We start from the raw sequence: 22,408 nt of genomic DNA on the forward strand, positions 1-22,408 counted from the left end.
ACGGGCGGCAGACGGCAGAGGCGTGCGGTCCCTCACCGCCGAGGCGGCTCCAGCCCCAGTCGCCGGTCCTTGAGCGCCGGGAACCGCTCGCGGGTCGCGGCGACACCCGCCGCGTCGAACTCGACGGTGAGGACCTCCTCGTCGGCGCCCGCCTCCGCGACGATCTGGCCCCACGGGTCGACGACGACGCTGTGTCCGGCCTGCGGCACCCCCGCGTGCGTACCGGCGGTGCCGCAGGCCAGTACGTACGCCTGGTTCTCGACGGCGCGCGCCTGGGCGAGCAGCGTCCAGTGCGCGCGGCGCCGCTCGGGCCAGCCGGCGGACACGAGGAGCGTCTCGGCTCCCCGGTCGACGAGGCCCCGGTACAGCTCGGGGAAGCGCAGGTCGTAGCAGGTGGTGACGCCGAGGACGGTTTCCGGCAGGCGCACGGTGACCAGTTCTTCGCCCGCGCCCATCAGCACGGCCTCGCCCTTGTCGAAGCCGAAGCGGTGGATCTTGCGGTAGGCGCTGGCGAGTTCGCCGGCCGGGGAGAAGACGAGCGCGGTGTTGTAGAGCGGGCCGTCCGGGTCGCGTTCGGGGATCGTGCCCGCGTGCAGCCAGACGCCGGCGTCGCTCGCGGCCTTCGCCATCACCTCGTACGTCGGGCCCTCCAGGGGCTCCGCCTCGGTCGCGAAGGCCTCGTAGGCGAAGGCGCCGGTGGTCCACAGCTCGGGAAGGACGACGAGGTCGGCGGACCCGGCTTGTTCCCGCACCATCGAAGCGGCCCGCAGCCGACGGGAATTGGGCGATTCGTCATCATCTACACGGATCTGGATGAGCGAGGCGCGCACACTACCACCGTCCTGGCATTCGAGCCGTCTGTACGGGCCTACGATCGTCACACGAAAGCACTGCCGGGGTGCCTGCCAGCAGCGTACTGTGCATTTCCGGGGGTTCCCCCCGGACCCCCGCAGACGCGTTCCAAGACACCCACTGCCCGCGCCACAACCGCCCGAGGGGTCCCGTTCCGTGAGTCTCCACCCCAGTCTTCAGTCCTACGCCGATGCCTGGACCCATTCCATCGAAGCGATATCCGAGCTGGTGACGCCCCTGGTGGAGGGCGAATGGAACCGGGCCACGCCATGCCCCGGCTGGTCGGTGCGGGACATCGTGTCCCATGTCATCGGCCTCGACTGCGAGATGCTCGGCGACCCGCGGCCCATCCACACCCTGCCGCGCGACCTGTACCACGTGCAGAACGACCACCAGCGGTACATGGAGATGCAGGTCGACGTGCGGCGCCACCACACGGCGCCCGAGATGACGTCCGAGCTGGAGTACACGATCATCCGGCGCTCCCGGCAGCTGCGCAACGAGTCGCGTGAGCCGGGCGCGATGGTGCGCGGGCCGCTCGGCACGGAGGAGACCCTCGAATTCGCCATGCGCAAGCGGGCGTTCGACGTGTGGGTGCACGAGCAGGACCTGCGCGTGGCCGTCGGCCGGCCGGGCAACCTCGACTCGCCGGGCGCGTACGTCACGCGCGACATGCTGCTCGCCGTTCTGCCGAAGGTCGTCGCGAAGGACGCCTCTGCGCCCGCGAACTCGGCGGTGGTCTTCGATGTGCACGGACCGGTCGAGTTCCTGCGCACGGTGCGTGTCGACGCGGACGGGCGCGGCACGATCGACGGCGCCCCGTCGCTGGGTCCGGCCGCGACGCTCTCCCTCGACTGGGAGACCTACGTCAAGCTGGCCTGCGGCCGCGTGGTGCCCGACGCGGTGTACGACCGGATCAAGACGGAGGGCGACCTGGACCTCGCCCAGGCGATCCTGAACTCGCTGTCCACAACGCCGTAGCCCTTACGGGGGCCAGGGCGACGGAGCGGACGGGAAAGGCCCCGGTGCCGGAGACGGCAACCGGGGCCCGTCGCTTACGCGGGTACGTCTTACGCGGATACGGCTCAAGCAGGTACGGCTTAAGCAGGTACGGCTCAGGCGGAGTACGGCTCAGGACGGGTACGCCTCAGGCCTGTCACGTCTACGCGGAGAGGCCTCACGCAGGAACCGCTTACGCGGGCACGTGCACCGTCTCCACCCGGCTCGCCACCAGGCGCTCCCGCTCCCTGCGGTCCGCGCGCCGGCGCAGCCGCAGGATCTGGCTCACCCCGAGCGCCTCCAGGACGAACACCGCGGAGAACGCGATGCGGTAGTTGTCGCCGGTCGCATCCAGCAGAACCCCGACCGCGAACAGCGTCGTCATCGACGCGACGAATCCTCCCATGTTGACGATCCCGGACGCGGTCCCCTGCCGCTCCGGCGGGTTCGCCGGACGCGCGAAGTCGAACCCGAGCATGGACGCGGGCCCGCACGCCCCGAGCACGACGCACAGCATGACGAGCAGCCACATCGGCGCGTGGTCCCCCGGGTAGGCGATCGTCACGGCCCACATCAGCGCCGTTCCGGCGACCGTGCCGAGCGCGAGCGGCAGCCGGGCCGCGTGGTGCCGGGCCACGATCTGCCCGTAGACGAGCCCGATCAGCATGTTGGACAGCACGACGAGGGTGAGCAGTTCACCGGCGGTCCCGCGCGAGAGGCCCTGCGCCTCGACCAGGAACGGCAGGCCCCACAGCAGCAGGAAGACCATCGCCGGGAACTGCGTCGTGAAGTGGACCCACAGGCCGAGCCGTGTGCCCGGCTCACGCCAGGACGCGGCGATCTGTCCGCGGACGAAGGCCCCGCCGGTGTGCCGCACGGGCTCCGGCTCGAATCCTTCCGGGTGGTCCTTGAGGAAGAGCAGCATCAGGACGAGCACGACGACTCCGGCGAGCGCGCTGCCGGCGAACGCGGCTTCCCAGCCGACGCCGTGCAGCAGCCGCGCGATCACGAGGGTCGACACGAGGTTGCCGGCCATGCCGACAAGGCCCGCGAGCTGCGCGACCAGCGGCCCGCGCCGGGCGGGGAACCAGCGCGTGCCGAGCCGCAGCACGCTGATGAACGTCATCGCGTCGCCGCAGCCGAGCAGTGCGCGCGAGACGAGGGCCGTCCCGTACGAGGGTGAGAACGCGAAGCCGAGCTGGCCGATGGTGAAGAGGACGACGCCGATCGTCAGGACGCGCTTGGTGCCGAGCCGGTCGACCAACAGGCCTACGGGTATCTGCATGCCCGCGTACACGAGCAGCTGGAGGATCGAGAACGTGGACAGCGCCGAGGCGTTGATGTGGAAACGCTCGACGGCGTCGAGGCCCGCGACGCCCAGCGAGGTGCGGAAGATGACGGCGACGAAGTAGACGGCGACGCCGATGGACCAGACGCCCATGGCCCTGCGTCCGCCGGGCGGATCCCCGGGCAGCGACGTGGTGCCGGCGGAGCTGCTCATCGGACCTCGCCCCGCGCCAGGTTCGAGAACCAGCCGACGTGGCGGCGGACGACGGCGACGGCCGCCTCGGCGTCGCCTGCGCGCAGCGCGTCGAGGATCTCCGCGTGCTCGGTGAGCGTCTTGGCTATCCGGTCCGGGTGCGAGTGCATCACGGCGACGCCCATCCTCAGCTGGCGGTCACGCAGCTGGTCGTAGAGGCGGGAGAGGATCGCATTGCCCCCGCTGCGCACGATCTCGGCGTGGAAGCAGCGGTCGGTGCTGGCCGCGTCCGCGAACTCGCCCGCGGCGGCCTGGGCCTGCTGGAGCGAGAGCAGCTCCTCCAGGCGGGCGATCAGGCTCGCGGGCGCGGGGACCGCCTTGCGTACGGAGTGCTCCTCGACGAGGAGGCGGGTCTCGACGACATCCGCGATCTCCTGCGCGGAGACGGCCAGGACCAGGGCGCCCTTCTTCGGGTAGAGCTTGATCAGCCCCTCGACCTCCAGCTTGAGCAGCGCCTCGCGCACCGGGGTGCGGGACACCCCTACCGCCTCGGCGAGCTCGCCCTCGGTGAGCAACGTCCCGCCCTCGTAGCGGCGTTCGAGGACGCTGCGCTTGACGTGGTCGTAGACGCGGTCGGCCGCTGGTGGTCGCTTGACGGCGGTGGGGGACGGGGGCGCTGAAGGCATGCGCACATCATAGATACAACACGTACGCATCGTCGGCGGTCGTCCAGGATGCGGACGCACCACCCCGAAATGACCGGCGCCGCACCCTCGCCGCAAATACTCTGCATCCCGGCACATCCATTCGCCGCACTGATGAGTCTCTTCAGCGAGCGGCACCCTCATGTGGCCGCATTCCAGGGGCATTTGGAGCGTTCAACTTGAAAACCCGCATTAAGGGCATTCGCCGCGTATCCGCCGCCGCCACCGTGACCGCCGGTGCGGTCCTGGCGAGCGGGGTCTTCGCCACCTCCGCACAGGCGGCAACGCTGCCCACCCCCACGATCGTCGCCAAGGGCGGCTACGTGATGAACAACGGGACCGGTACGAGCCTGTTCACCAAGGCCGCCGACACCCGCCGTTCCACCGGCTCCACCACCAAGATCATGACCGCGAAGGTCGTCCTGGCGCAGTCGAATCTGAACCTGGACTCCAAGGTCACGATCCAGAAGGCGTACAGCGACTACATCGTCGCGAAGAACGCGTCGTCGGCCCGCCTGATCGTCGGCGACAAGGTCACCGTCCGCCAGCTCCTGTACGGGCTCATGCTGCCGTCCGGCTGCGATGCCGCGTACGCCCTGGCCGACAAGTTCGGCTCCGGCAGCACGCGCGCCGCCCGCGTGAAGTCCTTCATCGGCAAGATGAACAAGGCCGCCACCGACATGGGCCTGAAGAACACGCACTTCGACTCGTTCGACGGCATCGGCAGCGGCTCGAACTACTCGACGCCGCGCGACCTGACGAAGATCGCGTCCTCCGCGATGAAGAACTCCACGTTCCGCTCGGTCGTCAAGACGACGTCGACGAAGCAGAAGGTCACCACGAAGAGCGGCGGCTACCGCTACATGTCGTGGTCCAACACGAACAACCTGCTCGGCAGCTACTCCGGCACCATCGGCGTGAAGACCGGCTCGGGCCCCGAGGCCAAGTACTGCCTGGTCTTCGCCGCCACCCGCAACGGCAAGACGGTCATCGGCACAGTCCTCGCCTCCTCCTCCGTCACGAACCGCACGGCGGACGCGAAGAAGCTCATGGACTACGGCTTCAAGAAGTAACCTTCGAAAACTGAATGAACGAAGGGCCTGCCGCATGCAGCGGCGGGCCCTTCGTCGCACCGGCCTCCGTCGCGAAGCAAACCCCCGCCAGCGACGAGATCGACGAACAGGAACGCCCGGCGACGGACCTGCCGGAGCTTGCTTCCTGTTCTCCTGGCGTGGTCGTGTTCGTTCTCGCCGGGTCTAGACCCGGTTGATCCGCCAGGCGATCACCCCGGACGAGCGGCTCTTCCCGGAGATGTCGAGGCGCATGGTCCGGGCGGGAGCGGTGAAACGCTTGAGCACGACAGACGTGTCACAGGGGATGACTTCGGTGATGGCTCCCGCTTCGGTCGTGAAGACGGCTTCAGCGTCCCCGAGGCCCGCGCAGGTGACGGCCAGCCGGTAGTGCTGCCCATGGTCCGCGGTCGGTCGCGAGTGCACCCCGTCCGCGAGGCTCTCGACGCCGCCTTCCAGGAGTGTGTCGCCGTCCGCCGCTGCGGCGCCGATGGCGGTCCGGGCCTGAGCGGTGAGCTTCTTCTGGCCACCGGCAACTGAGGTGCGCGCACTGTAGGAGGCCGGTCGCCCGTCCTCCGGCGTACCACCGTCACTGGTGCAGGAGACCAGCAGGAGAGCCGGAGCCACAGCACATCCCCACAGCCACCCGCGGCGCGGCCGGCGGTGTCGCGTCACGAAGAGGTCTCCGTGTGTTTCCACCGCGGCCCGAGTACGCCACACGGGGCCGCACCCCGCAGGGACGGCCCCGTGTCGCTCGCTCACGCCCAGGTGATCAATCGCTTCGGCTGCTCAAGAATCGCCGCTACGTCCGCAAGCACCTTCGAACCCAGTTCCCCGTCCACCAGGCGGTGGTCGAAGGAGAGGGCCAGGGTGGTGACCTGGCGGGGCTTCACCTTGCCCTTGTGGACCCAGGGCTGGAGCTTGATCGCGCCTACGGCGAGGATCGCGGGCTCGCCCGGGTTCAGGATCGGGGTGCCCGTGTCGACGCCGAAGACTCCGACGTTCGTGATCGTCACCGTGCCGCCCTGCATGGCGCCCGGCGACGTCTTGCCCTCGCGGGCCGTCGACACCAACTCGCCCAGCGCCGTCGCCAGTTCGGGCAGGGTCTTGGCGTGCGCGTCCTTGATGTTCGGCACGATCAGACCGCGCGGTGTGGCGGCGGCGATACCCAGGTTCACGTAGTGCTTCCGGACGATCTCCTGGGCGGCCTCGTCCCAGGAGGCGCTGATCTCGGGGTTCCGCTTGATCGCGACGAGCAGGGCCTTGGCGACGAGCAGCAGCGGGTTGACCCGCAGCCCCTGCATCTCCTTGTCGGCCTTGAGCTCCTCGACGAGCTTCATCGTCCGCGTCACGTCGACCGTCACGAACTCCGTGACGTGCGGCGCGGTGAAGGCGGAGCCCACCATCGCGGCCGCGGTCGCCTTGCGTACGCCCTTGACGGGGACGCGGGTCTCGCGGACGCCGTCCTGGACGACGGCCGGCGCGGTGGCGACCGGCTCCTGCGACTGAGCCTGAACCTGAACCTGTACCTGCGTCACGACCCGCTCGGGAGCCGGGGCGACGGCCGCGTGCACGTCCTCGCGGGTGATGATGCCGTCCGGACCGGAGGGCGTGAGCGAGGCGAGGTCGACACCCAGATCCTTGGCCAGCTTGCGCACGGGCGGCTTGGCGAGCGGCCGCCCGTTCCCCTTCGCCAGAGCTTCCGGCGCGGGCGCGGGCGCGGACTGCGTGACCGCCGCGGGGGCCGCCACCACGTCGCCCTTACGAGGACGGCGCTTCGTCGACGCCTCGGAAACCCCGTACCCCACAAGCACCGGCTGCCGCCCCTGAGGCGCGGGCTCGGGCTCGGGCGCCGCGGGCTCCGGCAACGAAACGGGCGCGGGAGCAGCGGCCGCGGAACCGGATCCGCCCGCGACGTCCACCGCGATGATCACCTGCCCCACATCCACCGTCGTCCCCTCGGGGAAGCGCAGCTCGCGCACCACACCGTTGAACGGGATCGGCAGCTCGACGGCCGCCTTCGCCGTCTCCACCTCACACACGACCTGCCCATCGGTGACCGCGTCACCCGGCTGGACGTACCACTTGAGGATCTCGGCCTCGGTGAGTCCCTCACCCACGTCGGGCATCTTGAACTCGGCCAGCGCAGCGTCTGTCATCGTCGTCACGGCCCTCTCCTCAGTACGCCAGCGAGCGGTCGACGGCATCGAGCACCCGGTCGAGGCCCGGCAGGTACTCATCCTCGAGGCGCGCCGGCGGGTAGGGCACGTGATAGCCGCCGACCCGCAGCACGGGCGCCTCCAGATGGTAGAAGCAGCGCTCGGTGATCCGCGCGGCGATCTCCGCGCCCGTACCGAGGAAGACCGGGGCCTCGTGCACCACGACGAGCCGACGGGTCTTCTCGACGGACTTCTGCACCGCGTCGAAGTCGATCGGCGACATGGAGCGCAGGTCGAGGACCTCCAGGGACTTGCCCTCCTCCTGGGCGGCCGCGGCCACCTCCAGGCAGACCTTCACCATCGGCCCGTACGCGACGAGCGTCAGATCCGTGCCCTCGCGCACCGTGCGCGCGCCGTGCAGGGGCCCGGGGATCGCCTCGGTGTCGACCTCGCCCTTGTCCCAGTAGCGCCGCTTCGGCTCGAAGAAGATCACCGGGTCGTCGCTCTGGATGGCCTGCTGCATCATCCAGTACGCGTCCGACGAGTTCGACGGGGAGACCACCTTCAGGCCCGCCACGTGCGCGAACAGCGCCTCCGGCGACTCCGAGTGGTGCTCGACCGCGCCGATGCCGCCGCCGTACGGGATCCGCACGACGACCGGCAGCTTGATCTTGCCGAGCGCACGGGCGTGCATCTTCGCGAGCTGCGTGACGATCTGGTCGTACGCGGGGAAGACGAAACCGTCGAACTGGATCTCCACGACCGGCCGGTACCCGCGCAGCGCGAGGCCGATGGCCGTGCCGACGATGCCGGACTCGGCGAGCGGGGTGTCGATGACCCGGTCCTCACCGAAGTCCTTCTGCAGCCCGTCCGTGACCCGGAAGACGCCGCCGAGCTTGCCGACGTCCTCGCCCATGATGAGGACCTTGGGGTCGGTGTCGAGCGCCACGCGCAGCGACTCGTTGATCGCCTTGGCGAGCGGAAGCTTCTGTACCGCCATGATCAGTTGCCTCCCTCGGCATCGGAGAACGACGCCTGGTAGGCGGCGAACTGGGCACGCTCCTCGTCGACGAGCGAGTGCCCGTCCGCGTACGCGTTCTCGAAGATGGCCATCCGGTCCGGGTCCGGCATGGCCCGCACGACCTCGCGTACTCGAAGACCCAACGCTTCGCTCTCGGCCTCGAGTTCCGCGAAAAATCCCTCGTCCGTGTCAGTTTCGGACTCGAGATACGCGCGCAGGCGCAGGATCGGGTCCTTTGCCTCCCACGCCTCGCGCTCCTCGTCGGCCCGGTACTTCGACGGGTCGTCGGAGGTGGTGTGCGCGCCCATGCGGTACGTGAACGCCTCGACCAGCGTCGGCCCCTCGCCCCTGCGGGCCCGCTCCAGGGCCCACTTGGTGACGGCCAGGCAGGCCAGCACGTCGTTGCCGTCCACGCGGACACCGGGGAAGCCGTAGCCCTGCGCGCGCTGGTAGAGCGGTACCCGGGTCTGCTTCTCGGTCGGCTCCGAGATCGCCCACTGGTTGTTCTGGCAGAAGAACACGACGGGCGCGTTGTAGACCGCGGAGAACGTGAACGACTCGGCGACGTCGCCCTGGCTGGAGGCGCCGTCACCGAAGTACGCGATCACCGCGCTGTCCGCGCCGTCCTTGGCGATACCCATGGCGTAGCCCGTGGCGTGCAGCGTCTGCGAGCCGATGACGATCGTGTACAGGTGGAAGTTGTTGCTGTTCGGGTCCCAGCCTCCGTTGTTCACGCCGCGGAACATGCCGAGCAGGTTCGTCGGGTCGACGCCCCTGCACCAGGCGACGCCGTGCTCGCGGTAGGTGGGGAAGACATAGTCGTCGTCGCGCGTGGCGCGGCCCGAGCCGATCTGCGCGGCCTCCTGGCCGAGCAGCGAGGCCCACAGGCCCAGCTCGCCCTGTCGCTGCAGCGACGTGGCCTCCGCGTCGAAGCGGCGGGTGAGGACCATGTCGCGGTACAGGCCGCGCAGCTCGTCGGCCGTGATGTCCTCGACGAACGCGGCGTACTCGGCGTGCGCGGGGTCCTCCACGCGCCGGCCCTCGGGGCTCAGCAGCTGAACGAGGTCGGGCGCTCCCGTCCCCGGGGACTTCTTCGCAGACTTTTTCGCAGCGGTGCGCTTGCGCGGCGTACGCGCGGCGGCAGTGCTGTCCACGGTCACGTGTGCTCCTCCGTCGGTCCGGCCCCCGGGTTCGCCGGGAAAGCCTGGGGGTCTCCCCCCGGCTTTTTGAGGGCCTGGGGGAGGCTCGCCTGATCCGTCCTGCGCACGGGGTGGGTGCGACTCGGCCGGGTAAAGGCGTGACAGGTGTCCCGGCGAGCGCCCTGCACCATGCACGTTACCCAGTGCCCCACATATCTGCGAAACCCCATCTGACCTGCGATTTTGCTTGGATATCCAAGTAAATCGAGCAACTGCGGAACACTCGCTGGTCAGACGCGGTCAAAGCACTGTTCGGAGCACCGGTCACAAGCCTGGCAGGCGGCCGGAACACGGGCACGTTATCCCGGCCACCTCGGGCACGGGAAGAGCCAGTATGTGAGACTGGCCGCGTGTCCGAAGACGGAAAAATTCGCGTATTTCTACTCGACGACCATGAAGTCGTACGCCGTGGAGTGCACGAGATGCTCTCCACGGAGGAGGACATCGAGGTCGTCGGAGAGGCCGGCACGGCGGCCGACGCCATGGTCCGCATCCCCGCCACGCGCCCCGATGTCGCCGTCCTGGATGTGCGGCTCCCGGACGGCAGCGGCGTCGAGGTGTGCCGCGAGATCCGTTCCCAGGACGAGTCGATCAAGTGCCTGATGCTGACCTCGTTCGCCGACGACGAGGCCCTCTTCGACGCGATCATGGCGGGCGCCTCCGGCTACGTACTGAAGGCCATCAGGGGGAACGAACTCCTGAACGCGGTCCGTGACGTCGCCGCCGGGAAGTCCCTGCTCGACCCCGTCGCCACCGCCCGCGTCCTCGAAAGGCTCCGCGACGGCGGCCGCGGCAAGGAGGACGACCGGCTCGCGAACCTGACCGACCAGGAGCGCAAGATCCTCGACCTGATCGGCGAGGGCCTGACCAACCGGGTCATCGGGGAGCGCCTCCACCTCGCCGAGAAAACGATCAAGAATTACGTGTCCAGCCTGCTGTCGAAACTGGGCATGAAACGCCGCTCGCAGGCCGCCGCGTACGTGGCACGGCTGCAGGCCGAGAAGCGCCACTGAATTCGGGACCTACGTCCCTTTCACACGGGGCCGGGGCCTCTTTCACGATGCGCCCCAGGAGGCGCACCGTAAAAACATGCCCTCCGAATGCCAGGAAGACCGCGCCCGGGAAAAGCGCGCCGTCGAGCTGATCGAGAGCGTGGACCACGGCCGGGTGGCGACCAGCATGCGCGCGCTCCCCTTCCTCGCCTCGGCCCGCCACATCGTCGCGGACGGCCGGGTCGTCCTGCGCCTGCACAAGGCCTACGGCTACCACCGGGCCTGCGCCGGCAGCGTCGTCGCGTACGGCGCCGACAACCTGAACAACGGCGGCCCCGCCGACGGCCACTGGTCGGTCCAGTGCGTCGGCACCTGCGAGGCCGTCGAACCGGCCCCCGGCGAACTCGACCTCTTCGGCCCCGCGCCCCGCTTCGTCGACGGGGAGCCCTTCGACCTCGTCTATCTGCGGATCGAGCCCCAGTTCGTCACCGTGCACGAACTTACGGCCGGCACCCGTCATCCGAAGCGACCCTTTCACCACGTTCTGTAGCCACCGACTACCCAGGGTGCCCTAACATCTGGCGCGTGCCGCGCTCATCTGCTCACTTCGCCCCACCGCTCCGCGCCCTGCTGCGGCAGTACGACGCCGGCTCACCGCTGGCCTGCGAACCCGTCGACCAGGGCCTGCTCAACCGCGGCTACCGGCTCGCCACCACGCGCGGCCGCTACTTCCTCAAGCACCATTTCGACCCGGAGACCGCCGACCCCGCCGCCATCGCCCGCCAGCACCGCGCCACCGAACGCCTGGCCGCACTCGGCGTCCCCGTCGCCCCGCCCCTGCCCGCCGCCGACGGCCGCACCGTCACCGTCATCAGCGGCGCCAGCTACGCCCTGCACCCCTGGGTCGAGGGCCGCCACCGCAGCGGCGCCCAGCTCACGGCGGCCCAGTGCCGCACGCTCGGGGCGCTCCTGGGACTCGTACACGCGTGTCTGGAGCAGGTCATGGGGGCCGCGCCAGCACGCGGGCGGGCCAGCGCCGATCCCGCGGACACTCTTGAACTCATCGGCACACTGCTGGCGCGGGTGCGCCGCCATCAGCCGCACGACGCGTTCGACGAACTGGCGCGGCACCGCCTCGTGGAGCGCCGCGAACTCCTGGAGTCCTGCGCGGGGCGCCGGCCTCCGCAGGCCTCGGCGACCGGCTGGGTGCACGGGGACTTCCACCCGTTCAACCTGCTCTACCAAGGGGGCGTACCGGCCGCGATCGTCGACTGGGACCGGCTCGGGGTGCAGCCGCGCGCCGAGGAGGCCGTACGCGCCGCCGTGATCTTCTTCGTGCGTCCCGTCGGCACTCTCGACCTGCCGAAGGTGCGGGCCTACGCGCGCGCGTACCGCCGCGCCTCGGGCGCCGGGGCGGACGAACTCGCGACCGCCGTCCACCGCGTGTGGTGGGAGCGGCTCAACGACTTCTGGATACTGCGCTGGCGCTACGAACGCGGCGACCACCGCGCCGACCCCCAGTTCCCCGCGGCGTCGGCGCTCGCCGTGTGGTGGACGAACGAGTACGGGGCGGTGCGCGACGCGTTCGCCGAGTGACCGGCCGCCAGTGAGCCGGGGCGGGCAGGATCGGCCGGGTCGGACAGGGCAGTCGGGTCGGTCGGATCGGCCGGGTCAGCCCGTCGCCGGGTCGCCCGTGGAGACCTGGAGCTGGATCGACTCGGGGTTCTTCGGGTCGATCTCCGTGCCCGCCTTGGGGTACTGCACGATGACCGTGCCCTCACCGAAGGTGTTCTCGTCGACGTCCCTGATGTCGAACTTCCAACCGGCTGCCTGCAGACAGGCCTTGACCGACGTGATGTTCTTGTACGTGAAGTCCGGGAGCATGACCTTGTCCGGGTCGTTGTAACCCGTGTCAGGCTCCTTGCACTCGTCCTCTTCCATCGTCTTCGTCAGATCAGGACCCTTGTGACCGGCGACGACCGACGGCGACTTCTTCGCGTCGCCACCGCCCTTCTCGTCATTGCCGTTCATCGTCAGGGCCGTGATCAGACCGCCGACCGCGATCAGCGCGACGACGATCGAACCGACGATCACCCCGGTGTTCCGCTTGCCGCCACCGGACACCGACGAACTCGGCTGCGTCTGGGGCGAGATGGTGTACGGCGGGGGCGTCTGCTGGTGCAGCGGCTGGTGCTGCTGGTGCTGCGGCTGAGGCGCGTACGGAGAGGTGGGCGGGGGGGTCTGGTAGCCCTGCTGCGGATATCCGTAGCCCGGAGTGGCCGGCGCCGGCGTCCCGTAGGGGCCCGGCTGGTACGGCGTCTGCACCGGGCCGGTCGGCGCCTGCGTCGACTGGTCGACCGGCGGGAACACCGCGGAACCCACACCCGCGCCGCTGGACGTCTGCGCGCCCGGCACGATGCTGGGCGCCGCGGCCTGCAGCGACTGGGCGACCCGCAGGCACTCGTCGCGCATCGCCTCGGCGCTCGGGAAGCGCTCGTTCGGGTTCTTCTTCAGCGCGCGGGCGACCAGCGCGTCCACGGCCGGGGGCACCGACCGGTTGATCGACGAAGGAGCCACCGGCTCCTCCTGGACGTGCGCATACGCTATGGCCAGCGGCGAGTCCGCCTCGAACGGCAGCCGCCCGGTGACCAGTTGGAACAGCATGATGCCGACCGAGTACAGGTCGGAGCGGGCGTCCACGCCACGGCCCAGGGCCTGCTCGGGCGAGAGGTACTGAGGAGTACCGACGACCATGCCGGTCTGCGTCATCGACGTGACACCGGACTGCATGGCGCGGGCGATACCGAAGTCCATGACCTTGACGACGTTCCGCTTCGTCATCATGACGTTGCCCGGCTTGATGTCGCGGTGGACCAGACCCATCTCGTGGCTGATCTCCAGCGCCGCGAGCACATCGGCCGTGATCTTCAGGGCCTTGTCGGTCGGCATCGCGCCGTAGTGCGCGACATCCGCGTCGAGCACGGAGCCGAGGGGCTGGCCCTCGACGTACTCCATGACGATGTACGGGGTGGTCATCCCGTCGAGGTCGTCCTCGCCGGTGTCGAAGACCGAGACGATGTTCGTGTGCGTGAGCTTCGCCACGGACTGGGCCTCACGGCGGAAGCGCTCACGGAACGCCTGCTCACGCCCGAGTTCGGTGTGCAGCGTCTTGATCGCCACCTGGCGGTCGAGCACGGAGTCGTACGCGAGGTGGACCGAGGCCATGCCGCCCTCGCCGAGCAGATCACGCAGCTGGTAGCGACCGCCGGCGACAGCACGCCCTGCGTACCGGCCCTGTGCGCCGTCCTGGCTCATGTTTCTACGTCCCCCATCGGCGCGGCCGGTGATCGATCACCAATATTCCCGGCCAAGTCTGCCCCGTGGCACCGACACGTCAAGCTCGGTGCCCGTTCCGTGACCGTACGGGCAAGAAGCGTCGCGGAAGCGTTACAGGAACCGCCCAGACGATTTGCATCGCATTGCCCTCAGAAGGTTTGATGGCCGGTCCATCTCGGGACGGGGCGCCGGGCGAAGCCTGTAGCGTGGCCCGACGGAGACCGTAACGACCACCGCGCGTACATCCGACAGTGCGGACACGGACGCGGACAGAAACGACGGCGAGGACTGATGGCACAGACGCAGCGCGCTCAGGGCCCGTCCGACCCCGAGGCGGCTGGCGGCGGTATGTCAGATGCGCCGGAGTTGTGGGGAAACGGCGGGCTAGTCGGCGACGGCCGGTACCGGCTGACACACAGACTCGGCCGGGGCGGCATGGCGGAGGTCTTCGCCGCGGAGGACGTCCGGCTCGGACGCACCGTCGCGGTCAAGCTCCTGCGCTCCGACCTCGCCGAGGACCCGGTCTCCAAGGCCCGCTTCACGCGTGAGGCCCAGTCGGTCGCGGGCCTCAACCACCACGCCGTCGTCGCCGTGTACGACTCCGGCGAGGACGCCGTCGGCCACTCGGTCGTCCCCTACATCGTGATGGAGATCGTCGAGGGCCGCACGATCCGCGACCTGCTCCTGAACGCCGAGGCGCCCGGGCCCGAGCAGGCCCTGATTATCGTCTCCGGTGTCCTGGAGGCCCTCGCCTATTCGCACCAGCACGGCATCGTGCACCGCGACATCAAGCCGGCGAACGTAATCATCACCAACACCGGTGCGGTGAAGGTGATGGACTTCGGCATCGCGCGCGCCCTGCACGGCGCGCAGTCGACCATGACGCAGACCGGCATGGTCATGGGCACGCCCCAGTACCTGTCGCCCGAGCAGGCCCTCGGCAAGGCCGTCGACCACCGCTCCGACCTGTACGCGACCGGCTGCCTGCTCTACGAACTCCTCGCACTGCGGCCCCCGTTCACCGGCGAGACCCCGCTGTCCGTCGTCTACCAGCACGTCCAGGACACCCCGGTACCGCCCTCCGAGGTCTCGGACGTGGCGCCGCCGGAGCTCGACGGGCTCGTCATGCGCTCGCTGGCCAAGGACCCGGACGACCGGTTCCAGACCGCCGAGGAGATGCGCGGCCTCGTCCAGTACGGGCTGCAGATGCTGTACGACCAGGGCGGCCACACCAACACCTGGAACACCGGTCCGGTCGCCGCCGACATGCACAGCGGCGGCAACACCCCGGCCATGGGCGTCGCGGGCACGACGGCGCTGCCGCACCCGTCCGACGGCGGTACGGCGGCCCAGCCGATGCTGCGGCCCCCGGGCAGCGACGACGGCGGCTTCGACGGCGGGCACCGCGGAGGCGGCGGCAGCGGCCGCGGCAAGATGTGGATCCTCGCGGTCCTCGCCGTGATCGCCATCGCGGGCGGCGCGGCCTGGGCTATGACCAAGGGCAGCGATCACAAGGGCGACCCCGGCACCACCCAGTCGCCCACGCAGTCGCACTCTCAGAAGGAGAAGGAGCCCACCCAGGGCTCCGACGACACGGCCACCGAGCGCGGCACGACGGACCCGGGCGCCGGGACCGGCGGGGCGACCGACTACTCGCCGTCGGAGGAGCCCAGCACGGGTGACGTCACACCGTCCGACAGCGCGCCCGAGCCGAGCGACGAGCCGTCCGACCCGACGCCGTCCAAGACCCAGCCCACTTCGCAGAAGCCGCCGTCCTCGGACCCGGCCTCACCGCCGGTGGAGACGCCGCCGTCCGGCGACCCCGGCACGGTGCAGGGGCCTGACGGCCTCTGAGCCGACCCGCTCCAAAGACAGCAAACGGCGGCGCCCGGCCGGTCATCGTGACCGGCCGGGCGCCGCCGTTTCCAGATCTGTTGCTGAGCCGTGTGTGATCGGTGGGTCCTGGGTGGGATGCCCGGACCTCCAGGTGTCCCGCGCCCTACAGGTACGGGCCTCCGGAGCGGCCGGCCACCCGCGGGTCGTCGTCGTCCTCTCCGCCCACGCCGGGCGGCAGCGCGCGGCGCATCTGCTCCAGCTGGGCCCGCGCGGCCATCTGCTGCGCGAACAGTGTCGTCTGGATCCCGTGGAAGAGTCCCTCGAGCCAGCCCACCAACTGGGCCTGCGCGATCCGCAGTTCGGCGTCGCTCGGGATCACCTCGTCGGTGAACGGCAGGGAGAGGCGCTCCAGCTCCTCGACCAGCTCCGGCGCGAGACCGTCCTCTAGCTCCTTCACAGAGCTCGCGTGGATCTCCTTGAGCCGCACCCGGCTCGCCTCGTCCAGAGGAGCCGCCCGCACCTCCTCGAGCAGCTGCTTGATCATGCTGCCGATGCGCATCACCTTGGCGGGTTGTTCCACCATCTCCGTCACCGGGACCTCGCGGGAGTCGTCGTCTCCACCGCCACCGAGCGCCATTCCGTCCTGGCCCACGACCAGGACCTGGGGGCTCTCCGGCGACCTTTCGTTCCTCGGCATCTCCATGCCGCCATTCTCTCGTACCGCACCATCACACCTGGGTGGTGCCCCCATACGAGGGTGATCCACCGTGTTCGGGCGTACTCCCACCGTGAGCGACGGCATTCCCGACGCGTACGGGCCTGAGCGAGGGCGGCGGCGGTTTGCGGGGCGGGCGGGGCGACGAACGCGGGCCACGCGCCGGTCGTGAAGGACGGCCTCGGGCTTGAAAGGAGCGGGAGGCGTGTGCCGTGGGGGCGTATGTCTTCGGGGCATGGGTGGCGGCGTATGCCATGGGCGGCGCGTATGTCATGGGCGGCAGCGATTTCGGGTTCGGGGCAGATTTCATGGGCGGCACGTTTCTCATGGGTGGCAGCGATGTGCGCCAGCGATTCATGTGCGGCGCAGGCGCAGGGCGAGAAATCCGACACCGAGGCCGACCAGGACGAGGCCGGAGCCCAGCGGCAGGATGCCCACGCCAGGGATCACGGGTTCGGCAACGGTCTGTGGCGGGGTGCGGCCGACGTTGTCCACGGGGACGTCTGTGGGCCGGACCGACGGCTGGACCTGCTGCTCGTCGGGGTCTTCCTCCCAGACCTGCGGTTCTTCCGGGGACACGGGTATCGCGGCCTGGGCCGAGCGGGTGCGCGACGGGTCCGCCGAGGGAGCGCGGGAGCGCTTCGGCGGGTCCGAGGCCGCGGACGCCGAGGCGGAGTGGCTCTTTCGGGCGGAGTGGCCCTTGCGGGAGGGGTCCGCGAAGGAGGCCGCCGAGGAGGCCGCGGAGGAGACCTTCGGATGGGCGTGGGATCCGCTGGGCCGTCCAGGGGAAACACTGGCCAAGGGCTTGGGCTTCTCGGTGTCGGGCGCGGACGGCGCGGCCGCGGAGGGCTTGCGGCGCGGCCGCTGCGCGGGCGGGGTCTCTTTGGGACGGTCGCGGTCCGGCGGCTTCGACTCGGCCCGCCCCGGCGGCGTGCGGCCCTCGCCAGGGCGGCTGCCGGCCTGCGCCTCGTCATCGGCAGAGGCGGGGGCGCGCGTGGGTGAGGGCGAGGGTTCGGCGGCGTACGCGTAGGTGGTGGCTGCTCCGGAGAGGAGGGCCAGGAACAGCAGTGGCCACAGCAGCGGCGGCAGCGGCAGCGGGCGGCCGGTGGTGCGGAGGCGTGGAGTCATTCCGCGCGCCCCTCCCGGAATCGAGTCACCAAGATCAGAGGAATCCCGGAATCAGCGTCACATGACGCAACAATTCCGGCACCTTGGTACCGCTCCGCTCACCCCGGCCACACCGCCGCCCGCCGCTCGGCCTACTCCACGGTGAGCAGCACCTTCCCGATGTGCCCGCTCTCCTCCAGGACGCGGTGCGCCTGCGCCGCGTCGCTCATCGGCAGCTTCCGGTCGACGATGGGCCGGACTCGGCCCGAGTCGATCAGCGGCCAGATGTGCTCCCGTACCGCCGCGACGATCGCTGCCTTCTCGGCCAGCGGGCGCGCGCGCAGCGAGGTCGCGGTGATGGCGCCGCGCTTGTTGAGGAGCATGGCGATGTTCAGCTCGCCCTGGATGCCGCCCTGCATGCCGATGATCGCGAGGCGGCCGTTGGTGGCCAGCGCCTGGACGTTGCGGTCCAGGTACTTGGCGCCCATGTTGTCGAGGATGACGTCGGCGCCCGCGCCGTCCGTGGCCCGCTTGATCTCCTCCACGAAGTCCTGCTCGCGGTAGTTGATCAGGATGTCGGCGCCGAGCTCGGCGCAGTAGTCGAGCTTCTCCTTGCTGCCCGCCGTCACCGCCACCCTGGCGCCGATCGCCTTGGCCAGCTGGATGGCCATCGTGCCGATGCCGCTGGAGCCGCCGTGGACGAGGAAGGTCTCGCCGGGGCGCAGGTGGGCGATCATGAAGACGTTCGACCAGACGGTCGCGGTCACCTCGGGCAGCGCGGCCGCCGTGACGAGGTCGGTGTTCTCGGGTACGGGCAGGAGCTGGCCGGCCGGGACGGCGACCTTCTCGGCGTAACCGCCACCCGAGAGCAGCGCGCACACCTCGTCGCCGACGGACCAGCCGGACACCCCGGCGCCGAGGGCGACGATGCGTCCCGCGCACTCGAGGCCGGGGATGGCGGTCGCGCCGGGCGGCGGGTTGTAGAGGCCCTGGCGCTGGAGCAGATCGGCGCGGTTGACGGCCCCGGCCGCCACCTCGACCAGCACTTCGCCGTCACCGGGTACGGGATCGGGAACCTCCGCCCAGACGAGCGCCTCAGGTCCACCGGGTTCCGGAATCGTGATCGCATACATGCCGGCGAGGCTACTCCTCGCGGTGATCCGGACGGCGGGACGGCACGTGCCGCCACTGCCAGTTCGCGGCGCGCCCCGGCTCACCGTCCGGGCACACCCCACCGGTCAGTCCTGTGGCGCCCCAACTGTCAGTCCTGCGGCAGCCGTCGCGTGTCCGGGACGGAGTGGGTGCCGGGGGTGGCGCGGACGATCGTGATCAGGCGGTCCGTCAACTGGAGCGTGCCGATGGCCCGGTCGTCGTAACCCAGCACCCGGTGCCCGCGCACCACGCTCACGATCAGGTCCTCGGTCTCCCGGACCTTCAGCCCCACCTCGGCCTTTATGACCGGCCGTTCGACGAGGTCGAGGCCGCTGCCCTGCTGGATGAGGTCCTCCATGACCATGCCCGCGCTCGGGCTGAGCACGGAGAGTCCGAGCAGCCGGCCCGCCGCGCTGGCGCTGGTGATGACGGCGTCGGCGCCCGACTGCCGCAGCAAGGGGGCGTTCTCCTCCTCACGGACGGCCGCCACGATCTTCGCCGCGCGGTTGAGCTGGCGGGCGGTGAGGGTGACCAGGACCGCGGTGTCGTCGCGCTGGGTCGCGACGATGATCTGCCGCGCCCTCTGCACCTCGGCCCGCAGCAGCACATCACTGCGCGTGGCGTCGCCGACGACTCCGGCGAACCCGAGCGCCGTGGCCGCCTCGATGACCTTGCTGCTGGGGTCGACGACCACGACCTGATCCGCCTTCAGCCCCGTCGCGCAGACGGTCTGGATCGCCGACCGGCCCTTCGTGCCGAATCCGACGACCACGGTGTGGTCACGCAAGTTGGACCTCCAGCGGTTCAGTCGCCACTCGTCCCGCGTGCGCTCGGTGAGCACTTCGAGGGTGGTGCCGACCAGGATGATCAGGAACAGCACACGCAGCGGCGTGATGACGAAGATGTTGACGATCCGGGCGCCGTCACTGACGGGCGTGATGTCGCCGTACCCGGTCGTGGAGAGGGTGACGGTCGCGTAGTAGAACGCGTCCAGCAGGTCGACGCTGCCGTCGGAGTTGTCGTTGTAACCGGAACGGTCAACCCAGACGATGATCGCCGTCGCGACCAGCACGGTGAGCGCCATCAGCAGCCGCCCGGCCACCTGCCGCAGCGGCCGCTCGACGACCCGCTTGGGCAGCTTCACCTGACGGACGACGACCTTCTCGTCGTCCTGGCGGGCCATCGCGTCATGGCCGGGAAGTTTCACGTGAAACACCTCTCGGCGGAGACGTCGCCTCCGTCGTCACCCGCCGGGTTCCACGACCACGGCAGGTCGAGGATCTCCACTTCCCGCCCGGCCTTCGCTCCGCCGGGCGCTACGACGGCGAGCCCGTCGGCGGCCGCGACCCCACGCAGCATGGCCGGACCGTTGTAGCGCAGCGGCACGGCGTCCTCCCCCCGCACCACGACGGGGACGAGCCGCGTGTCGTGCGGATGCCCGTGCACAGCCCCCTGGAGCGGCACGGTGTACGGCTCCTGCTCCGGCCGTCCCGCGAGCATCCGCAGCAGCGGTTCGGCAAGCGTGAGGAGCCCGGAAACGGCCGCGAGAGGGTTGCCCGGCAGGCCGACGAGATGCTGCCCCTCCTTGGTGCGGGCGAGCAGCATCGGGTGCCCCGGCCGCACCGCGACTCCGTCGACGAGCAGCTCGGCGTCGAGGCTGCTCAGCGTCGGGTGCACATGGTCGACCGGGCCCGACGCGGTGCCGCCGGTCGTCACGATGAGGTCGGCGTCCGACGCCCGTACGGCCTTGAGCAGCGCCTTCGGATCGTCGCCCAGACGTCGTACGGAGGTGACCTCCGCGCCGAGCGCCCTCAGCCAGGCCGGCAGCATCGGGCCGAGCGCGTCACGGATGAGGCCCTCACGGGGGAGGCCCTCGGTCAGCAACTCGTCGCCCAGGATGAACACTTCGACCCTCGGGCGCGCCACCGTCAGCAGCTCGTCGTATCCGGCGGCCGCGGCGAGACCGAGCACCGCCGGCGTCACCAGGGCTCCGGTGGGCAGGAGTTGGTCGCCGGAGCGGCACTCCTGGCCTCGGGGGCGGATGTCCTGTCCGTGGCCGACGTCCCCGAGGGCGAACAGCCGGCCCTTGTCGTCGGTGCGGCCGTGCTCACTGCGGATGACGGCGGTCGCGTCCCGCGGGACCCGGGCGCCGGTGGCGATCTGGACGGCCTCACCGTCGGACAGCGGCTCGGGCCGGTCCTGCCCGGCGAGTATCCCCTCGGCCCGTACGTCCCAGGGGCCCGGACCGGCGACGACCCAGCCGTCCATGGCGGACGTGTCGAAGGAGGGGAGGTCGGAGAGCGCGGCGAGGGGCTCGGCCAGCGTCAGACCGAGCGCCCGGTCGAGCGGCACGCGGCGCTCCGCCGCACCTCCCCGGCGTGCGGCGGCCGCGCGCCCGGCCCGCCCGGCGACGGCTCGCGCGGCGGACCAGGGGGCGGCCTGGTGCCGGGAGCCGGTTCGCTGGTCGGCAGGGGCGCCGTGGCGCGTGGGGTCCGGATGGCCCGGGTGATCCGTGTGGCTGGTGGGGGTGGCGGGTTCGGTGCGCCGGGAGCGCTCTGCCGAACCGCGTTCCGGGCCGGGGCGTCCCGTGCCGGAGCCTGCCCTGCCGGAGCGTCCGCCACCGGAGCCCGCCGCGCCGGGAACCCCCGTGCCACCTGTGCCGCGGCCGTCCGCTGCCCGTGCCTCGTTGACCAGGGCGAGCGCCTCGTCGACGGCGCCGTCCTCGGCCGCGCGGGCCTGCGCGGCCAGCGACTCGGCGCTCTGACCGCTCATCCCGCGTCCGGCCGAGCGCCCGCAGAGCCACCGGGTGAGGCGCTGCCAGGGGAGGCACCGTCAGATGCGGCACCCGTCGTGCCGCTCGCCGACGCTGTCTCGTCCGCGGCTTCCTTCGCCCAGCGGTCAGCGAGCGCGGCGGCCTTCGCGCAGGCCTCGGCGACGGCTTCGCGGCCTCCCCCGGCGGTCGCGGCCGCGTATCCGACGAGGAACGTCGTCAGGGGAGCGGCCGGCCTGGCCACACCGTGCGCGGCGTCGCGGGCGAGGTCGAGCAGGACGCCGGTGTCGACGTCGAGCTCGATGCCCAGTTCGTCCTTGGCTGCGGAGATCCATTCATCCAACACGTGCCCATGCTCCCTGATACGTGACCGGGCGGCGGCGATGTCGTCCCAGGTGTCGCAGTCGAAGGACGCGACCGGGTCGGTGATGCGGGTGAGTTCGAGCCGGCCGACGAGCAGCCGCAGGGGCAGCCCGGACAGGCCGTCGTCGTGAGCGGCGGCGAGTTCGGCGAGGTGGTGGCGCAGGGGTGCGCTGCGGTAGGCCGCGACGAGCGGCTGGTCCCGGCCGTCGGCATCGGTGAGCACGACCCCGTCCGCCGTTCCCGCGTTCAGGGCGTCGAGGAGGCGCCGTACGGTCTGCTCGCTCAGGAAGGGCAGGTCGGCGGAGAGGACGAGGACCTGGTCGGCCGTGGTGGCGCGCAGGCCGGCGTCGAGCGCGGCCACCGGCCCGCCGCCCGGCGGGTCCTCGCGGGACCAGCGCACGGGGCGCGCGGTGGGTCTGGGTTCGGCGACGACGACCGTGGTGCCGGCCGTGGCGCAGGCGGCCAGGACCCGGTCGAGCAGCGGCCTGCCGCCGACGCGGACCGCGGGCTTGTCCGTGCCGCCGAGCCGTCTGGCGGCGCCGCCGGCGAGCACGACGGCGTCGTGGGCGGGGCGGCTCGGCGCGGGAGCAGCGTTCATCCCCCGAGTATGGGCGCACGAAGGATCATTGAGACCCCCGGAAACGGCCCGCACC

The 22,408-nt window shown here is 70.8% G+C and carries 20 protein-coding genes; 6 read left to right on the forward strand and 14 right to left on the reverse strand.

The features are described 5' to 3' along the window. Positions 1 to 32: 32 nt before the first annotated feature. Complete coding sequence (locus tag OG758_RS25095; protein WP_326712037.1) at positions 33 to 830, reverse strand: carbon-nitrogen family hydrolase; 798 nt, start codon at positions 828 to 830, stop codon at positions 33 to 35. 178 nt (positions 831 to 1,008) lie between these two features. Between OG758_RS25095 and OG758_RS25100 the strand changes: the two genes are divergently transcribed. After that, positions 1,009 to 1,833: a maleylpyruvate isomerase family mycothiol-dependent enzyme gene (locus tag OG758_RS25100; RefSeq protein WP_326712038.1), complete on the forward strand. Its 825-nt coding sequence runs from the start codon at positions 1,009 to 1,011 to the stop codon at positions 1,831 to 1,833. 211 nt (positions 1,834 to 2,044) lie between these two features. Here the strand turns inward: OG758_RS25100 and OG758_RS25105 are convergent, their stop codons facing one another. Then, a complete protein-coding gene (locus OG758_RS25105; RefSeq protein ID WP_326712039.1) occupies positions 2,045 to 3,352 on the reverse strand; it encodes an MFS transporter in 1,308 nt (435 codons plus the stop codon). Beyond that, positions 3,349 to 4,017 (reverse strand): GntR family transcriptional regulator, encoded by a 669-nt coding sequence (locus OG758_RS25110; protein WP_326712040.1) that lies wholly within the window; start codon positions 4,015 to 4,017, stop codon positions 3,349 to 3,351. The genes OG758_RS25105 and OG758_RS25110 overlap by 4 nt, the downstream gene beginning before the upstream one ends. A gap of 197 nt (positions 4,018 to 4,214) precedes the next feature. On the opposite strand from OG758_RS25110, the gene OG758_RS25115 reads away from it, so the two are divergent. Then, positions 4,215 to 5,108, forward strand: coding sequence for a D-alanyl-D-alanine carboxypeptidase family protein (locus OG758_RS25115; RefSeq protein ID WP_326712041.1), 894 nt, complete (start codon positions 4,215 to 4,217; stop codon positions 5,106 to 5,108). A gap of 183 nt (positions 5,109 to 5,291) precedes the next feature. Here the strand turns inward: OG758_RS25115 and OG758_RS25120 are convergent, their stop codons facing one another. The 4 genes from OG758_RS25120 to pdhA all read right to left on the reverse strand — a co-directional run bounded on the left by OG758_RS25120 (position 5,292) and on the right by pdhA (position 9,445). Then, on the reverse strand, positions 5,292 to 5,732 hold the full coding sequence (locus OG758_RS25120; RefSeq protein ID WP_326712042.1) for a hypothetical protein: 441 nt from the start codon (positions 5,730 to 5,732) through the stop codon (positions 5,292 to 5,294). A gap of 131 nt (positions 5,733 to 5,863) precedes the next feature. Then, positions 5,864 to 7,273 carry a dihydrolipoamide acetyltransferase family protein gene (locus OG758_RS25125; protein ID WP_326712043.1) on the reverse strand — a complete coding sequence of 470 codons (1,410 nt, stop codon included), beginning with the start codon at positions 7,271 to 7,273 and terminating at the stop codon, positions 5,864 to 5,866. Between the two features lie 10 nt (positions 7,274 to 7,283). Further along, positions 7,284 to 8,264, reverse strand: a complete 981-nt coding sequence (locus OG758_RS25130; RefSeq protein WP_266562171.1) for an alpha-ketoacid dehydrogenase subunit beta — start codon at positions 8,262 to 8,264, stop codon at positions 7,284 to 7,286. 2 nt (positions 8,265 to 8,266) lie between these two features. Continuing rightward, positions 8,267 to 9,445 carry a pyruvate dehydrogenase (acetyl-transferring) E1 component subunit alpha gene (gene pdhA / locus OG758_RS25135; protein ID WP_326712044.1) on the reverse strand — a complete coding sequence of 393 codons (1,179 nt, stop codon included), beginning with the start codon at positions 9,443 to 9,445 and terminating at the stop codon, positions 8,267 to 8,269. 389 nt (positions 9,446 to 9,834) lie between these two features. Between pdhA and OG758_RS25140 the strand changes: the two genes are divergently transcribed. From OG758_RS25140 to OG758_RS25150, 3 genes are all read left to right on the forward strand, one after another. Then, a complete protein-coding gene (locus OG758_RS25140; protein ID WP_326712045.1) occupies positions 9,835 to 10,497 on the forward strand; it encodes a response regulator transcription factor in 663 nt (220 codons plus the stop codon). A 76-nt stretch (positions 10,498 to 10,573) separates the two neighbouring features. Then, positions 10,574 to 11,026: a pyridoxamine 5'-phosphate oxidase family protein gene (locus OG758_RS25145; RefSeq protein ID WP_326712046.1), complete on the forward strand. Its 453-nt coding sequence runs from the start codon at positions 10,574 to 10,576 to the stop codon at positions 11,024 to 11,026. 35 nt (positions 11,027 to 11,061) lie between these two features. Beyond that, positions 11,062 to 12,072 (forward strand): phosphotransferase, encoded by a 1,011-nt coding sequence (locus OG758_RS25150; protein WP_326712047.1) that lies wholly within the window; start codon positions 11,062 to 11,064, stop codon positions 12,070 to 12,072. Positions 12,073 to 12,147: 75 nt separating this feature from the next. On the opposite strand, the gene OG758_RS25155 is transcribed toward OG758_RS25150, so the two are convergent. Next, positions 12,148 to 13,791 (reverse strand): protein kinase domain-containing protein, encoded by a 1,644-nt coding sequence (locus tag OG758_RS25155; protein ID WP_326712048.1) that lies wholly within the window; start codon positions 13,789 to 13,791, stop codon positions 12,148 to 12,150. A gap of 312 nt (positions 13,792 to 14,103) precedes the next feature. Between OG758_RS25155 and OG758_RS25160 the strand changes: the two genes are divergently transcribed. Further along, positions 14,104 to 15,666, forward strand: coding sequence for a protein kinase domain-containing protein (locus OG758_RS25160; protein ID WP_326712049.1), 1,563 nt, complete (start codon positions 14,104 to 14,106; stop codon positions 15,664 to 15,666). A 145-nt stretch (positions 15,667 to 15,811) separates the two neighbouring features. Here OG758_RS25160 and OG758_RS25165 read toward each other — a convergent pair whose 3' ends face one another. From OG758_RS25165 to OG758_RS25190, 6 genes are all read right to left on the reverse strand, one after another. Further along, positions 15,812 to 16,351 carry a bacterial proteasome activator family protein gene (locus tag OG758_RS25165; RefSeq protein ID WP_266562185.1) on the reverse strand — a complete coding sequence of 180 codons (540 nt, stop codon included), beginning with the start codon at positions 16,349 to 16,351 and terminating at the stop codon, positions 15,812 to 15,814. A 366-nt stretch (positions 16,352 to 16,717) separates the two neighbouring features. After that, positions 16,718 to 17,491, reverse strand: a complete 774-nt coding sequence (locus OG758_RS25170; RefSeq protein ID WP_326712050.1) for a hypothetical protein — start codon at positions 17,489 to 17,491, stop codon at positions 16,718 to 16,720. A gap of 131 nt (positions 17,492 to 17,622) precedes the next feature. Next, a complete protein-coding gene (locus tag OG758_RS25175; RefSeq protein ID WP_326712051.1) occupies positions 17,623 to 18,603 on the reverse strand; it encodes an NAD(P)H-quinone oxidoreductase in 981 nt (326 codons plus the stop codon). A gap of 128 nt (positions 18,604 to 18,731) precedes the next feature. Further along, positions 18,732 to 19,829, reverse strand: a complete 1,098-nt coding sequence (locus OG758_RS25180) for a potassium channel family protein (protein ID WP_326712052.1) — start codon at positions 19,827 to 19,829, stop codon at positions 18,732 to 18,734. Next, a complete protein-coding gene (locus tag OG758_RS25185) occupies positions 19,826 to 21,394 on the reverse strand; it encodes a molybdopterin molybdotransferase MoeA (protein WP_326712053.1) in 1,569 nt (522 codons plus the stop codon). Before OG758_RS25185 ends, OG758_RS25180 begins: the two co-directional genes overlap by 4 nt. Continuing rightward, positions 21,391 to 22,353: an NTP transferase domain-containing protein gene (locus OG758_RS25190; protein WP_326712054.1), complete on the reverse strand. Its 963-nt coding sequence runs from the start codon at positions 22,351 to 22,353 to the stop codon at positions 21,391 to 21,393. Before OG758_RS25190 ends, OG758_RS25185 begins: the two co-directional genes overlap by 4 nt. Between the last annotated feature and the right edge of the window lie 55 nt (positions 22,354 to 22,408).

The sequence above is a fragment of the Streptomyces sp. NBC_01474 genome (assembly GCF_035918215.1).
In the GTDB taxonomy this organism is placed as follows: Bacteria; Actinomycetota; Actinomycetes; order Streptomycetales; family Streptomycetaceae; genus Streptomyces; species Streptomyces aureus.

Excerpts from the sequence above, each read along its gene's own strand:
- OG758_RS25105 (WP_326712039.1), bottom strand. The coding sequence starts at position 3,352 with ATGAGCAGCTCCGCCGGCACCACGTCGCTGCCCGGGGATCCGCCCGGC.
- OG758_RS25110 (WP_326712040.1), bottom strand. The coding sequence starts at position 4,017 with ATGCCTTCAGCGCCCCCGTCCCCCACCGCCGTCAAGCGACCACCAGCG.
- OG758_RS25130 (WP_266562171.1), bottom strand. The coding sequence starts at position 8,264 with ATGGCGGTACAGAAGCTTCCGCTCGCCAAGGCGATCAACGAGTCGCTG.
- OG758_RS25145 (WP_326712046.1), top strand. The coding sequence starts at position 10,574 with ATGCCCTCCGAATGCCAGGAAGACCGCGCCCGGGAAAAGCGCGCCGTC.
- OG758_RS25155 (WP_326712048.1), bottom strand. The coding sequence starts at position 13,791 with ATGAGCCAGGACGGCGCACAGGGCCGGTACGCAGGGCGTGCTGTCGCC.
- OG758_RS25160 (WP_326712049.1), top strand. The coding sequence starts at position 14,104 with ATGGCACAGACGCAGCGCGCTCAGGGCCCGTCCGACCCCGAGGCGGCT.
- OG758_RS25165 (WP_266562185.1), bottom strand. The coding sequence starts at position 16,351 with ATGGAGATGCCGAGGAACGAAAGGTCGCCGGAGAGCCCCCAGGTCCTG.
- OG758_RS25170 (WP_326712050.1), bottom strand. The coding sequence starts at position 17,491 with ATGACTCCACGCCTCCGCACCACCGGCCGCCCGCTGCCGCTGCCGCCG.
- OG758_RS25175 (WP_326712051.1), bottom strand. The coding sequence starts at position 18,603 with ATGTATGCGATCACGATTCCGGAACCCGGTGGACCTGAGGCGCTCGTC.
- OG758_RS25185 (WP_326712053.1), bottom strand. The coding sequence starts at position 21,394 with ATGAGCGGTCAGAGCGCCGAGTCGCTGGCCGCGCAGGCCCGCGCGGCC.
- OG758_RS25190 (WP_326712054.1), bottom strand. The coding sequence starts at position 22,353 with ATGAACGCTGCTCCCGCGCCGAGCCGCCCCGCCCACGACGCCGTCGTG.